We start from the raw sequence: 12,979 nt of genomic DNA, 5'->3' as shown, positions 1-12,979 counted from the left end.
TCTTCCGGACAGACACCGGCTCCCCCCGGGCACGCCGACCGATTGGCCGCGGAACTGGTCACCAAGGGCAGTCTCCGTTCCCCGGCGTGGCGTCACGCCTTCGCCACCGTTCCGCGGCACTTGTTCGTGCCGGCATTCCACGTTCGCACCGCGAAGGGCACTGCTTCCTACACCGATGAGGCACCGGGCTGGCTGGAGGCGGTCTACCGTGACGACACACTCATCACCAGGTTCTCTGACGAAGGACTGGCGGTCAGCTCCTCCACCGAACCCTCACTGATGGCTCTGATGCTGGAGAACCTCCAGTTGGAAGACGGCATGCGGGTCCTGGAGATAGGGACAGGGACCGGCTACAACGTCGCGTTGCTGAGCGAGCGTCTGGGCTCAGGACTCGTGACGTCTCTGGACCGAGATCCCGACCTGGTCGAACAGGCTCGCGCCGCCTTGGCCGCAGCTGGATACAGGCCCACCGTGGTCATCGGAGACGGGGCGGAAGGCTACCCGGGCAACGCACCCTACGACCGGCTACTGGCTACCTGCGGCCTCGGTCGTGTGCCGGTGTCCTGGCTGAGCCAGCTGAGCACTGATGGAATGATCCTCGCGAACGTAGGACTGGGGTTGGTACGCCTGACCCGCAGGAGCCACCAGTTCGTTCAGGGACCTTTTCTGCCGCAGGCGGCGGCTTTCATGCGACTGCGATCCCCTCTCGCCTCCGGGGTTCCCACCCTCGACAGGGTGCTTGCCGCCACAGGCGGTGACCCCGATGAAGTTCAGCACTTCGAGGATGTACCGGGACTCGACGACCACTTCATGTCCGAGTTCCTGCTGTCCCTGCTTCTGCCTTCCGGGCTTCGTGTCATTCGGCACGAGCCGGGCGGTGCGGTCCACTGTGTGCTGGACGGCGCTTCAGGAGCGTGGTTCCGAGCCATCGTGTCCCCGGACGGACAGGTGTCGGTGGCCCTCAAGGGAAGCGCGCAGAAGTGGAAGCTGTTCGCCGAGATGTTGGGTGTGTGGGCCCGGGAGGGCCGCCCCGGTATCGATCGCTACTGGTTGACGGTCGACCGCTCCGGTGAACACCGTCTCTGCCTCGACGGACCGCGCGGACGCTACGGCTGGGATCTCGACTGACCGCAGCCGCCGCACCCCGGAGGAAGACATCCCCCGCGTGCACGGGGAGCACGTGTTCTCTCATTTCCTGGACCTCCGCCGGACGGGTCCATCCCCGCGTGCGCGGGGAGCACTTGGTCGAAGAACACGCGAGCGGAGATCTCCGAGGTCCATCCCCGCGTGCGCGGGGAGCACCCCGCTCGGGCGCCGGGCCGCACGGAGGTGACGGGTCCATCCCCGCGTGCGCGGGGAGCACACCGACTCGAAGGGCGGTTTGCCGTTGGCCCGGGGTCCATCCCCGCGTGCGCGGGGAGCACCTCGACGAACAGGCCCTCGCAGCTCGGCTGAAGGGTCCATCCCCGCGTGCGCGGGGAGCACCGCTCCCCGCTGATCTTCCAGAGCAGGCGACGGGGTCCATCCCCGCGTGCGCGGGGAGCACAGTGAATGACCTGGGACTCTACCAACGGTGAGCGGTCGTTTTTCCAACTTCTCAAAAATTGGACACCCGACCCGAAAACCGACAACCAACCCGCATGACCACAAACAACTCCGCGGCCGCACCGGACCACGGTCGGAACCCCTGGACCCCGCCGGGACCGGCGGCCGGGGGACGCACCCCCCGGCCGGGTCCCGCCCGGACTACTCTCTGCGCGCCCCCTCGGGCCAGATGACGTTCACGGGGATCCCCCGCTCGGTGGCGAGTCGCACCGCGTCGGCCGTTCCGCCCCCGCCGCCGGACGGCTGCCCGTCCCACACCGCGAAGAGCAGGTCGACCCCGCCGAGCACCGCCTCGTTGGCCTCCTCGTAGGCCTGGCGGCCCGCGGTCAGGCTCATGTACCGCACGTGGTGCGCGCGGACCAGCAGCCGGTCGAAGCCCCCGCGCGCCTCGGGGCCGACCTTGGCCTCGCGGTAGTCGGCGGAGGGGAGCACGACCTCCAGCTGCCCGCCGAGGTCGAGGACCTCCTCGGCGAAGAGCTGGTCCGCGCCGCGCGCGAGGCAGGAGATTCCGACGAGACCGCCGTCGGTGTAGTCTTCCAGTGCGTCTACTAGGGCTTTTCGTACCAGTTCCGCACTGTCAGCGGAGAGGTTCGAGTGGCCAGTGATTCCGATGCGCGTCACTCTGTCCCATTCCTTTCCGTCTACTGGGCAAGCAGAGTACGCGATAACTCGTCACGCGCTTCGGCCACGGTGGGCTGACGGTGGAACGCGGCCGACTCGGTGTACCAGTCGTGTATGCGCCGGCGCACCCTCCCCGAGTCGAGCGAGCGCTGCATGTCCGCGGCCTGCCTGACGACCCGCACCGACTCCTCCGGTTCGTCGAGCAGCAGGTAGGTGCGCCCGAGCCCGACGAGGTCGAAGGCCCGGCTGCGCTTCTTGGCGGGGTCGCGCAGCCTGAGCGCCCGGCCGATGTGCCGGGCGGACTCCTCCGCGAACCTGCGCCGCGCGGCCCGGTCCTCCTGACCTCCCGCGAGGTCCCGGTAGCGCGCCCCCACGACCCCCGACAGCTCGGCGTGGTCGAAGTTGCGCGCCCAGTCCGGCACCTCCCCGCCCCCTCCCCCGTCGAGCAGCTCCTCGGCCTGGGAGACGGTGCGCCGGTAGGCCTCGGTCCGGCCCATCCGGGCGTACGACCAGCCCTCGCGGGTGCGCAGCATCGCGAGGACCCGTTCGGGGGCGCGGTGGGCGTGCGCGCTGTCCAGCGCCAGCCGCGAGATGTCGAGGGCGTCGTCGGGGCGGTGCAGGTCCAGCATCTGGCGGGCCATGTCGGCGAGCACGCCGACCCCGTACAGGCGGTGTTCGGGTCCCGCCTGGTGGATGGCCCGCAGCGAGAAGGTGTAGTACTTCTGCGCGGTGGGGTGGTCCCCGGCGTCGTAGGACATGGCCGCGACGATCTTGGAGAGTTCGGCCATGACCGTGAACAGCCTGGCCTGGACGGGCGCGGGCTGGGCCTCCTCGACCAGTTCGGAGACCTCCGACAGTTGTCCGATCACCGCCTTGCGGCGGATTCCCAGGCGCCACCTGTCGTCCCAGTGGCGCAGCGCCACGGTGGCGGCCTCGATCCTCCCCAGTTCCGATTCCCCGATGGTGCTGGGCCCGTGGCCGGAACCGGCCAGTGTGGGAAGCAGCCAGTGTTCCAGCACTTCCGTCAATGTGGCGCCCATGATGAGAGCACCACCGACCGCGAATGCGTCCCTGCGTTTCATCAGATCCTTCAGCGTGATCTCGGCGATGTCCTGCGCTGTTCTCGGCGCAGACCACAATTCGTCCATGCCGTGCGCTGAAGTGCCTGTACCCCGATCCGCGCCGATATCGCCACCGTCCGATTCGGCGAGTCCGAGAAGCCGGCGGGCGTCGGAGGGCATCGACAGCCCGTCGGCGAGGCGCCGCCAGGTGCGCAGGGCCGTCACGGAGCGCCGTCCGGCCATGATCGCGCTCACGTGCGGCTGGGCGAGGTCGGTGGCGGCGCCGATCGCCTGCTGGCTGGCGCCTGTGTACTGCCTGACCAGGCGAAAAAGGGCGCCCGCGTCCTGGTCGGCGAGGGATCGGCGCACGTCGGCGCGGGACCAGAAGGTGCGTGGCGGAGTCGGGCGGGGGGTGACCGGTAACTCGGGCATTCATACCGCCGGTGTATATCGGCTCGGAATTCCAGGGGCAGGGGCGGACGTCGTTACATCTCCATAGACATCCTTACCCGGAATCGCTTGCCCCCGAAATGGGCGGAAGACCCTGTTTCCGTCTTCTTCGGCGGAGCGCCGAGGAGCGAGATCATGAACCCCACCCCCCACGACGGGCACGGCAGGAACGGTGGCGGCCACAAGCCCGGAGCCGCCGTTTCCGCCACGTGCGCACTCTCCGTTTCCACTACCTGCGAATACTCCCTTCCGTCTCTGGACGGGGACCCGGCTTCCGGCGGGGCCGACCGATGATCCCCGCGCACCGGAGACTCGTCGCCCGCCTGGCGGTGGACGGCGACCTGTCCCCCGCCTGGCGGGGGGCGTTCGAGGCGGTGCCGCGCCACCTGTTCCTGCCGGACGTCATCGACGGGGACGGGGGCGGCCTCCCGGTGGACCGGCGCGACGACGAGACGCGGTGGTGGGAGGCCGCCTACGCCGACCTCCCGGTGGCCGCCCGGGTCGGCGGGGGCGTCGGGGACGGCCGGGGCCCCGGACACCCGGTGACGGCCTCCCCGGCCCCCTCGGGGCTGGCCCGGGTGCTGGACCTGTTACAGGTGTCCCCGGGCATGCGGGTCCTGGAGATCGGCACGGGGACGGGCTACGGCGCGGCCCTGCTGTCGCACCGGCTCGGGGACGACGCCGTGACGTCGGTGGAGATCGACTTCGCGCTCGCCGAGAGCGCCCGGGTCTCGCTGATGGCCGCCGGGTTCGCCCCGCTGGTGGTGAGCGGGGACGGCAAGTACGGCTGGGCGGCCAGGGCCCCGTTCGACCGGGTGTTCAGCTGTGTGGCCGTGCGGCGGGTCCCCTACGCGTGGGTGGCGCAGACACAGCCCGGCGGGCGTGTGCTGACCACATGGGCCAACTCCTTCCACGAGGGGGTGCTGGTCGACCTGGAGGTGGGCGCGTACGGCACGGCGCGCGGCCCGGTGGTGGGGGGCGGGCACGCGTGGGTCCGGCCGGCCCAGGACCCCCTGTCGCTGGTGGACACCTACGTGCGGGCGGACGCGGAGTTCTCGGTCACCCGGACCCGCCTGGGGCCGGAGGAGCCGATGCGGGACCCCCACGGGTCCTTCGCGGTCGGTGTGCGCATGCCCACGGTGGTGCACCGGACGCGGTTCGCCGAGGACCCCGCGGACCCGAGGTACACGGTCTACCTGATCGATCCGCACACGTGGTCGTGGGCCTCGTGGCACATCGACCCCGAGTTCAAGGAAGAGGGCTACGAGGTCCGCCAGCACGGCCCACGACGGCTGTTCCACGAGCTCGAGGCCGCGCACGAGCTGTGGGTGGAGGCCGGCCGCCCGGAGCGCACCCGGTTCGGCCTGACCGTGGCCTTCGACCACCAGCTCGTGTGGCTGGACGACCCCCACGCCGTGTTCGCGTCCAGCCGGTGATCCCCGCCGGGGCGGGCCCCTCCGTCCCGGCCCCTGTCAGACAGCCCCGGGCCACGGCCCGCCGCACAGCTCCAGAGGGAGAAGTCTCATGTCCATCACGCCGTACAGTCCACAGACCGCCGCCCCCGGATGGCGGTGGAGTCCCCGCGTGTACCCGCGCGTCCCGACGGGGGCGAGCCGGGTGAGATCCGAGTTGCGCGCCGACCTGGAGATGCTCACGAACGTCACGGAGGACCTGGTCTCGGACATGGTGCTCTGCGCGAGCGAGATGTTCTCGAGCGCGGTGGAGTACGCCGGGCCCGACGCCCGCGGGGGCCGCATGCTCCGCACACTGACCCTGTACGGCGTGCCCGGCCGGGGGTCGGTGCTGTGCCTGTCGATGGTCGGCGAGGGCGAGCAGAGCACCGTGCCGCACTTCCCGTGCGAGGGCCTGGGCCAGGTGTGGCCGGACGTGGCCCTGGGGCAGGGGCTGGTCCTGATCGACCGCCTCGCGGAGCGCTGGGGCACGCGCCGGGCCCTGTTCCCCGACGAGGGGGTGGGCGCCGCGATCTGGGCGGAGTTCACGGTCCCCGCCGAGTGACCCGGCGCCCCGCCGCTCTCCGCGGGCGCCCCTCACGACCGAAGCCTCCCGGCCCCGTACCAGGCCGGCACGTACGCGGGAGGGGTGCACCTGCACGCGCACCGCAGGTGCACCCGCGCCCGTACGGGGGAACACGGCCGTCGTCGCCCCGCGACGGGCCCGGCCGGGCCGTTCCCTTCCGGAAGCCCCCGGACGGACGGCCTCCCGGGCCGGGCGCGCGGCGGCGCCCGCCGCACCGCCCCGTCCCGGACTACTCCGCCGGCCGCCCGGACCCGCGGCCGTACGCGGCGAGGAACACCCGCACCCCCTCCTCGGCGTGGCGGCGCAGCTCCTCCGGGGGCGGGACGGCCTCGTCGCCCAGGAGCATGGCCCGGTTGACGGGCTCGGCCATGACCAGCCAGTTGAAGTGGGAGGCGGCGGTGGCCGGGTCCGCCACGTCGAGGCGCCCGTTCCCGGCCAGGCGCTCGAACAGGCCGGCCATGGCGCGCATCGCGCGCGCGGGCCCGTTCTCGTGGAGGACCCGGGCGAGTTCGGGGAACCTGGCGACCTCGCCGATGACGAGGCGGCGCAGCCGCATCAGGTCGGGGGTGAGCACCACCGTGAGCTGGCGGTACGCGTAGTCGCACAGGTACTCGGCCAGGTCGTCGTCCTCGGCGGGCTCGGGCAGCCGCTCGTGGACGGTGTCGCCCGCCCCGGAGGTCATGCCGGTGACGATCTCGACGAACAGCGACTCCTTGCTGCCGAAGTGCTTGTAGACGGTCTGCTTGGACACCCCGGAGAACGCGGCGATCTCGTCCATGTTGGTGCCGAGGTAGCCGCCCCGGAGGAAGACCTCCCGCGCCGCGTCCAGGATGGCGCGGCGCTTGCGCGCGGAGCGGCCCCCGCCCTCGGCCCCGCCCGGAGGGTTCTGTGTGTCCGACACCGTCGCGCGACCGCCCGTCCTCGTCGTCCGTCCCGTTTGACCCATTGGTACTGCACGGTCTAGTTTGGTGCAAGTACGGTACTGGACAGTCTAGTTTTGTACCGGCCTCCGCAGAGGCCTTCCGAGGAGATGTGACGACGATGCACGTACAGTTCGCCGAGCTTCCCGTGTTCGACCAGGAACGGGCCAAGGCGTTCTACACCGGCAAGCTCGGCTGCCGGGTGGTCGCGGACGCGCCCATGGGCGACGACGGGTGGCGGTGGATCGAACTCGGCCTCCCGGGCGCCACCACGTCCCTGCACTTCATCCGGCGTGGCGACGAAACCCCCTCCCCCGAACCCGTCATGGTGCTGGTGGACGACGACGTCGCGGGGACGGTCGCCGCGCTCCGGGCCGAGGGGGTCGAGATCGTCACCGAGCCGCAGGAGGCGCCCTACCGGCCGGGGCTCACGGTCGCCGAGTTCCGCGACAGCGAGGGCAACCGCATGGTGGTGAGCAGCAGCGCGTGAACGCCGCCGCGCCCCGCGTCCGCGCACACCCTTCGAGGAGGAGATTCCGATGTCGCACCACGAGCCCGAGGTCCGCACCCTGAAGGTGCCGGGCGCCACGATCCACCACGAGGTCCGCGGCTCCGGCCCGGTGCTGCTGCTGATCCCCGGGGGCCCGCAGGACGCCGGGGTCCTCGCCGGCCTCGCCCGGCGGCTCGCCGACCGGTACACGACCGTCGCCTACGACCCGCGCGGGAACTCGCGCAGCGCCCTGGACGGCGACCCCGTCGAGCAGCGGGTGGACGTGCACGGCGACGACGCCGCCCGCCTGGTCGAGGCGCTGGGCGGCGGCCCCGCGTACGTGTTCGGCACCAGCGGCGGAGGCCAGATCGGCCTGGCCCTGGCGGCCGGGCGCCCCGACCTGGTGAGGGCGCTCGTCGCGCACGAGCCGGCCTGCGTGCTGATGCTCGACGACCCCTCCGACGCCGTGGCCGCGGACCGGCACGTGTACGACACCTACCTGAACGAGGGCGCCGACGCGGCCATCCGCGAGTTCCTGGGGCTCAACGGCCTGGACGCCGGCGAGGGGGCGCAGGGCGACGGCGTCCCCTCCGACCCCGAGGAGGCCGCCACCTTCGAGCGGGTCAGCGCCAACTTCGAGTACTTCCTGGCCCACGGGCTCCTGCCGATCTCCCTGTACCGCCCGGACGTGGAGGCCCTGTCCGGGAACGGGGCCCGGGTGGTGGTGGGGCTCGGCACGGGGTCCGAGGGGGCGCTCATCCACGACATCGGGCTCGCGCTCGCCGGTCGGCTCGGGACGGAGCCGGTCCCCTTCCCGGGCGACCACCTGGGGTACGACACGCACACGGAGGAGTTCGCGGAGGCCCTGCACGGGGCGCTGCGCGCGGGGTGAGGATCCCACACGGCGGGCCCCGGCGGGCCGTTCCGCGGGGGCCCGCGCCCCGCTCGGGCGGGCCGGGCCCCGCGTGCCCGGAGCCGGGCCGCTACAGGCTCGGCGCCAGGCCGAAGTGCGGGAAGAGGGAGGTGTCGAAGAACATCACCGTGTGGGCGACCCCCTCCGGGACGGGGTCCAGGACCTGGAGCCCGAACGCCCGGTGGACGCCGTCGCCGCCGCGCATGTACACCGCGAAGGCGGGCTGTCCGTTGGCGCGGGTCGGCAGCAGGACCATGTCGCCGGGGCCGGAGGCCGGGCAGTGGGTGGAGATGAGGCGGCCGATGTCCCGCGCCCCGCGCACCCACGTGGTGTACGGCGGCATCTCGAACACCGCGTCGGCGGTGAACAGCTCGGTGATCGCGGGGATGTCGTAGGCCTCGAAGGCCTCCACGTACCTGGCGAGGATCTCGCCCTGGCCCGGCGGCGGCTCGGACACCGCCTCCTCGGTGGGCGCCTCGCGCGCCAGGTGGGCGCGGGCCCGCTGGAGCAGGCTGTTGACGGCGGGCACGGAGGTGTCCAGGACGTCCGCGACCTCGGCGGCGCTGAACCGCAGGACGTCGCGCAGGATCAGCACCGCCCTCTGCTTGGCCGGGAGGTACTGGAGCGCGGCGACCAGGGCCAGGCGCACGCTCTCGCGCGCGGCCACGACCGAGCCGGGGTCGTCCGCGCCGACCAGGGCGTCGGGCACCGGTTCCAGCCAGGGGACCTCCGGGCGGTCGGCGAGCTCCCCGTCGGGTGCGGAGGGCCCGCCGAGCCCGGTGGGCAGGGGGCGCCTGCGGCGCCTCTCCAGGGCGGTGAGACAGGCCGTGGTGGCGATCCGGTGGAGCCAGGTGCGCAGGCTGGAGCGGCCCTCGAACCGGTCGAAGCCCTTCCAGGCGCGCAGGTAGGTCTCCTGGACCAGGTCCTCGGCGTCGTGCACCGAACCGAGCATGCGGTAGCAGTGCGCGTACAGCTCGCGCCGGTAGGGGTCGGCGAGCCTGGCGAAGTCCTGGTCGGACGCGTTTTCCACCACGGCTGTCACGTTACGCCTCCTGGATGACAGAACACACGTTGCCGAACGGGTCGGCGAACCACGCCACCGTGGGGGAGCCGTGCACGATCCCCTTGGCGTCCTGGTCGAACCCGTCGTAGCGCAGTGTCCGCACGCCCCGCCGGGCGAGTTCGTCCACGGCCGCCTCGGCGTCGTCGACGACGAGGTTGAGGACGGTGAACACGGCGGGCTCGTGGTCGGGCTTGGGGTAGACGAGGACCGCCCGCCCCTCCCCCAGGTCGATGTCGAACAGGCCCTCGTCCTCCATGCCCTCGACGGGGCCCACGGCCAGGCCGAGGGTGTCGCCGTAGAAGGCGCGCGCCCTCGCGGCGTCGGGGACGGCGAAGGACGCGAAGGCCCTCGTGGTGTCGAACATGGCGTTCTCCCTCATGTTGGCGTTTGTGCTGGTCACAGTGTTGCTGTCGGGGAGGGGCGTGTCCCGCTCACGCGCCGCCCTCCATCTCGGCGCGATGCTCCTCGCTGAGCTGGATGATCTGGACGAGGTTGCCGTCGGGGTCCTTGGCGGTGGCGAACAGGCTGCCGCCGCGGTCCTCCAGGGGCGCGAGCCACTCGGTCCCCGCCCCGTCCATGCGGGCGGCGACGGCGCGGGCGTCGTCCACGTCGAAGTTGAGGATCACCCGGGAGGGCTCGGCGGAGACGGGGCCGACGTCGTCCCGGCGGTCGATGAGCAGGTGGAAGGTGCCGAACCGCAGGACCCGGTAGCCGTCCATGGAGTCGTCGGCCCGGGGGTCCAGGACGGCGGCGTACCAGGCGTGCAGCCGGTCGGGGTCGGTGGTGGCCAGGAGCATGCTGTCGAGGTTGGGGCGGGCCATGGTGTCCTCCGCGGGTCGTCGGCGCCGCTTCCCCGTGAGGGGCTGCGGCCGGGTGTCGTCCCGGGCGTTCCGGGCTCCCACCCGTACAGACACGGTCGGGGGTCAGGACTCATCGGCCGCCGCGCGAACCCCCGCGGACACGTCGTCCGCCGGCGGCGCCCCGGCTCCGGGCCCGGGACCGTCCCCGTTTCCCCCGACCGCGTCCTCCGCGGACGGTGCGGAGCGCAGGAGCACGAGGGCGACCGTCCCGAAGACGACCATGGCCGCGGCGCCGACCGCCCCGGCCGCGTTGAGGCCCAGGGTGAACGCCTCCCGCGCGGGCCCGAGCAACTGGGCGGCCAGGTCGGCGGGCAGCTCCGCGGCGACGGCGACGGCCCCGGCGAGGGTCTCCCCCGCCTGGTCGGGGACGCCCTCGGGGACGGCGGTCCCGGTGCGGTAGACGGCGGCGGCGAGGCTGCCCAGGAGGGCCACGCCCATGGCGATGCCGAACTCCCCGCTGGTCTCGGACATGGCGGCGGCGCCGGCGCGCTCCCTGGGCGCCGCCCCGACGACGATGTCGGTGAGCAGGGCCGCCCCGGGCCCGAGGCCGATCGAGGCCAGGAGGAGCCCGGTGACGACGAGGGGGGTGCCCTGTTCGGCGGGGACCAGGAACAGCAGGACGAACCCGGCGGCGCTGACGAACATGCCGCCGCCGATGACGTTGGCGCGCCCGATCCGGGCCGCCAGGGGCGCGGCGACCAGGGTGGCCGCGACCATGGCGAGCGCCGGGGGCACCTGCCACAGGCCGGCCACCAGCGGCGAGTGTCCCGCGACCAGCTGGAGGTACTGGCTGAGCAGCAGGAACGTGCCGCCCATGGCGACGGCGCCGACCATCATCACCCCCAGGGAGGGGGCGAACGCGGGGCGGCGGAACAGCCTCAGGTCCAGCAGCGGCTCCGTCAGGCGCAGCTGGCGGCGGACGAACACCGCTCCCACCGCGAGTCCGACGGCGACGGCGGCCAGGGGCGCCAGGACGGGGCCTCCGCCCGCGGCGGTCTTGAGGCCGTAGACGACGGGCAGGATCGCGGCCAGGGACAGGGCGACGCCGAACAGGTCGGGGCGGCCCGGCTCCGGGTCCCGGAACTCGGGCAGGAGCAGGGGCGCGCAGACCAGCAGCAGCACCATGACGGGCACGCCGAGCAGGAGGACCGAGCCCCACCAGAACCACTGGAGGAACAGGCCCCCGACGACCGGGCCGAAGGCGGTGCCGCCCATGAAGCAGCTCGTCCACACGGAGATGGCGACCGCCCGCTGTCCCGGGTGGGTGAACATGTTGCTGATCAGGGCGAGGGTGGAGGGCATGAGGGTGGCCCCGGCCACGCCCATGAGCGCGCGGGCGGCGATGAGCGCCTCTGCGGTGGGAGAGAACGCCGCGGCGGCGGAGGCGAGCCCGAAGACGGCGGCGCCGATCATCAGCAGCCGCCTGCGGCCGACCCGGTCGCCGAGGGTCCCCATGGTGACGAGGAACCCGGCGATCATGAAGCCGTAGACGTCCATGATCCAGAGCAGCTGGGGGCCGCTGGGCTCCAGGTCGGCCGCCAGGTGCGGCAGGGCCAGGTAGAGGACGCTCATGTCCAGGGAGAGCAGCAGGGTGGGCAGGGCCAGTACCGCGAGGCCGAGCCAGGTCCGTCCGTCCGCGCGCGGAGGCGCCCCGCCGGTCCGTGTCTTGCCGTTCATCGCGACCTTTCTCCTGGATTTTTCGTTCATGTGTACGGACCAGGAGGGGACCGGGAACTCATCGTCCGGGTCAAAAACAAAGAACGCTTTTCGGGACGTTCATTGACAGACTTCCGCCAACTGCGCTGATAGCGTCAAGCGGCCGACCGGACACGGAGAGTGCCGCACGTGCGCGCCGACGTGTCCCTGTGACAGTTGGGGGAGCGCCCTATGCGAGCCGTGGTCTTCGAGAACTACGAGCAGTTTCCGTCACTCACCGACGTCCCCAAGCCCTCTCCCGGCCCGGGGGAGGTCCTGCTCCGGGTCGCCGGCGCGGGCGCGTGCCACTCCGACGTGAGCGTCTACCGCCACTTCAAGGAGGGGCAGCCGGGGGCGCAGAGGCCGCCGTTCGTCCTGGGCCACGAGAACGCCGGGTGGGTCGAGGAACTCGGCGAGGGCGTGAGCGAGCGCGTGAAGGTCGGCGAGGCCTACCTGGCCTACGGCCCGATCGGCTGCGGCCACTGCCGCAAGTGCGCCAAGGGCCAGGACACCTACTGCGAGAACGTCGCGACCATGCCCTACCTGGCGGTCGGTCTCGGCCGCGACGGCGGCATGGCCGAGTACGTGACCGTGCCCGCCCACCACCTCGTCCCGCTCGGCGACGCCGACCCGGTGGACGCGGCGCCGCTGTCCGACGCGGGGCTGACCCCGTACCACGCCGTCAAGCAGGCGCTGCCGCACCTGGAGGGCGGGGGCCGCCACGCCCTGGTCATCGGCCTGGGCGGGCTGGGACAGATCGGCGTGCAGATCCTGCGCGCGCTCACCGGGGCCACCGTGATCGCGACCGACGTCAAGCCCGAGGCCCGCGCGCGTGCGGAGCAGAACGGGGCGATCACCGTCGGGGCGGGCGCCCGGCAGGCGGAGGAGATCCGCGAGATCACCGGCGGCCGGGGCGTGGACGCCGCCTTCGACTTCGTGGGCATCACCCCGACCATCGCGACGGCGGCGGACACGCTGGCCCAGGGCGGCCGGCTGACGGTCGTGGGCATCGCGGGCGGCACCCGCGAGTTCTCGTTCTTCACCACCCCCTACGAGTCCTACATCACCAACACCTACTGGGGCACGGTGGAGGACCTGTGGGAGGTCGTGGACATGTACCGGGCGGGGCAGATCCGCCCCGACGTGGAGCGGTTCGGCATGGAGGACGCCCTGGAGGCGTACCGGAAGCTGGAGGCGGGCGAGGTCTCCGGACGGGCCGTGGTGGTCCCGCACGGGAGCTGACCCGCCGGGCAGGGGGCGGGGC

13 protein-coding genes and 1 CRISPR repeat array are annotated in these 12,979 nt (G+C 72.5%); of the genes, 6 read left to right on the top strand and 7 right to left on the bottom strand.

What is annotated here, in order from left to right; all coding sequences use genetic code 11:
• The first annotated feature begins 42 nt into the window (after positions 1-42).
• On the top strand, positions 43-1,128 hold the full coding sequence (locus ACWGL3_RS07030; RefSeq protein ID WP_452461013.1) for a methyltransferase domain-containing protein: 1,086 nt from the start codon (positions 43-45) through the stop codon (positions 1,126-1,128).
• 85 nt (positions 1,129-1,213) lie between these two features.
• A CRISPR array of direct repeats spans positions 1,214-1,546; the repeat unit is 28 nt; unit sequence GGTCCATCCCCGCGTGCGCGGGGAGCAC.
• A 200-nt stretch (positions 1,547-1,746) separates the two neighbouring features.
• Here the strand turns inward: ACWGL3_RS07030 and ACWGL3_RS07025 are convergent.
• Together ACWGL3_RS07025 and ACWGL3_RS07020 are read right to left on the bottom strand one after the other, a co-directional pair.
• Entirely contained in the window at positions 1,747-2,226 is a 480-nt protein-coding gene (locus tag ACWGL3_RS07025) for a hypothetical protein (protein ID WP_452461012.1), read from the bottom strand.
• Between the two features lie 20 nt (positions 2,227-2,246).
• On the bottom strand, positions 2,247-3,656 hold the full coding sequence (locus tag ACWGL3_RS07020) for a helix-turn-helix domain-containing protein (protein WP_267945540.1): 1,410 nt from the start codon (positions 3,654-3,656) through the stop codon (positions 2,247-2,249).
• 371 nt (positions 3,657-4,027) lie between these two features.
• Between ACWGL3_RS07020 and ACWGL3_RS07015 the strand changes: the two genes are divergently transcribed.
• The gene (locus ACWGL3_RS07015; RefSeq protein ID WP_452461011.1) at positions 4,028-5,173 is read left to right on the top strand and encodes a protein-L-isoaspartate(D-aspartate) O-methyltransferase; all 1,146 of its coding nucleotides are present in this window, start codon (positions 4,028-4,030) and stop codon (positions 5,171-5,173) included.
• Positions 5,174-5,261: 88 nt separating this feature from the next.
• A complete protein-coding gene (locus ACWGL3_RS07010) occupies positions 5,262-5,753 on the top strand; it encodes an ATP-binding protein (protein ID WP_344179224.1) in 492 nt (163 codons plus the stop codon).
• 250 nt (positions 5,754-6,003) lie between these two features.
• On the opposite strand, the gene ACWGL3_RS07005 is transcribed toward ACWGL3_RS07010, so the two are convergent.
• Positions 6,004-6,675, bottom strand: a complete 672-nt coding sequence (locus ACWGL3_RS07005; protein WP_452461010.1) for a TetR/AcrR family transcriptional regulator — start codon at positions 6,673-6,675, stop codon at positions 6,004-6,006.
• Between the two features lie 140 nt (positions 6,676-6,815).
• Here ACWGL3_RS07005 and ACWGL3_RS07000 point away from each other — a divergent pair, with 140 nt between their 5' ends.
• Together ACWGL3_RS07000 and ACWGL3_RS06995 are read left to right on the top strand one after the other, a co-directional pair.
• Positions 6,816-7,184, top strand: a complete 369-nt coding sequence (locus ACWGL3_RS07000) for a VOC family protein (RefSeq protein ID WP_267945544.1) — start codon at positions 6,816-6,818, stop codon at positions 7,182-7,184.
• Between the two features lie 49 nt (positions 7,185-7,233).
• Positions 7,234-8,076, top strand: a complete 843-nt coding sequence (locus tag ACWGL3_RS06995; RefSeq protein WP_267945545.1) for an alpha/beta fold hydrolase — start codon at positions 7,234-7,236, stop codon at positions 8,074-8,076.
• 91 nt (positions 8,077-8,167) lie between these two features.
• On the opposite strand, the gene ACWGL3_RS06990 is transcribed toward ACWGL3_RS06995, so the two are convergent.
• The 4 genes from ACWGL3_RS06990 to ACWGL3_RS06975 form a co-directional block, all read right to left on the bottom strand.
• Complete coding sequence (locus ACWGL3_RS06990) at positions 8,168-9,139, bottom strand: sigma-70 family RNA polymerase sigma factor (protein WP_452461009.1); 972 nt, start codon at positions 9,137-9,139, stop codon at positions 8,168-8,170.
• Between the two features lies 1 nt (position 9,140).
• Positions 9,141-9,524: a VOC family protein gene (locus ACWGL3_RS06985; RefSeq protein ID WP_267950437.1), complete on the bottom strand. Its 384-nt coding sequence runs from the start codon at positions 9,522-9,524 to the stop codon at positions 9,141-9,143.
• Positions 9,525-9,591: 67 nt separating this feature from the next.
• Entirely contained in the window at positions 9,592-9,981 is a 390-nt protein-coding gene (locus tag ACWGL3_RS06980) for a VOC family protein (protein ID WP_452461008.1), read from the bottom strand.
• 102 nt (positions 9,982-10,083) lie between these two features.
• The gene (locus tag ACWGL3_RS06975) at positions 10,084-11,697 is read right to left on the bottom strand and encodes an MFS transporter (protein WP_452461007.1); all 1,614 of its coding nucleotides are present in this window, start codon (positions 11,695-11,697) and stop codon (positions 10,084-10,086) included.
• A gap of 210 nt (positions 11,698-11,907) precedes the next feature.
• Between ACWGL3_RS06975 and ACWGL3_RS06970 the strand changes: the two genes are divergently transcribed.
• On the top strand, positions 11,908-12,957 hold the full coding sequence (locus ACWGL3_RS06970; protein ID WP_267945549.1) for an NAD(P)-dependent alcohol dehydrogenase: 1,050 nt from the start codon (positions 11,908-11,910) through the stop codon (positions 12,955-12,957).
• Positions 12,958-12,979: the final 22 nt, after the last annotated feature.

It is taken from the genome of Nocardiopsis sp. NPDC055824 (assembly GCF_053616335.1).
The sequence above is the reverse complement of the archived record's forward strand: the minus strand, read 5'-3'. Positions and strand labels throughout refer to the sequence as shown.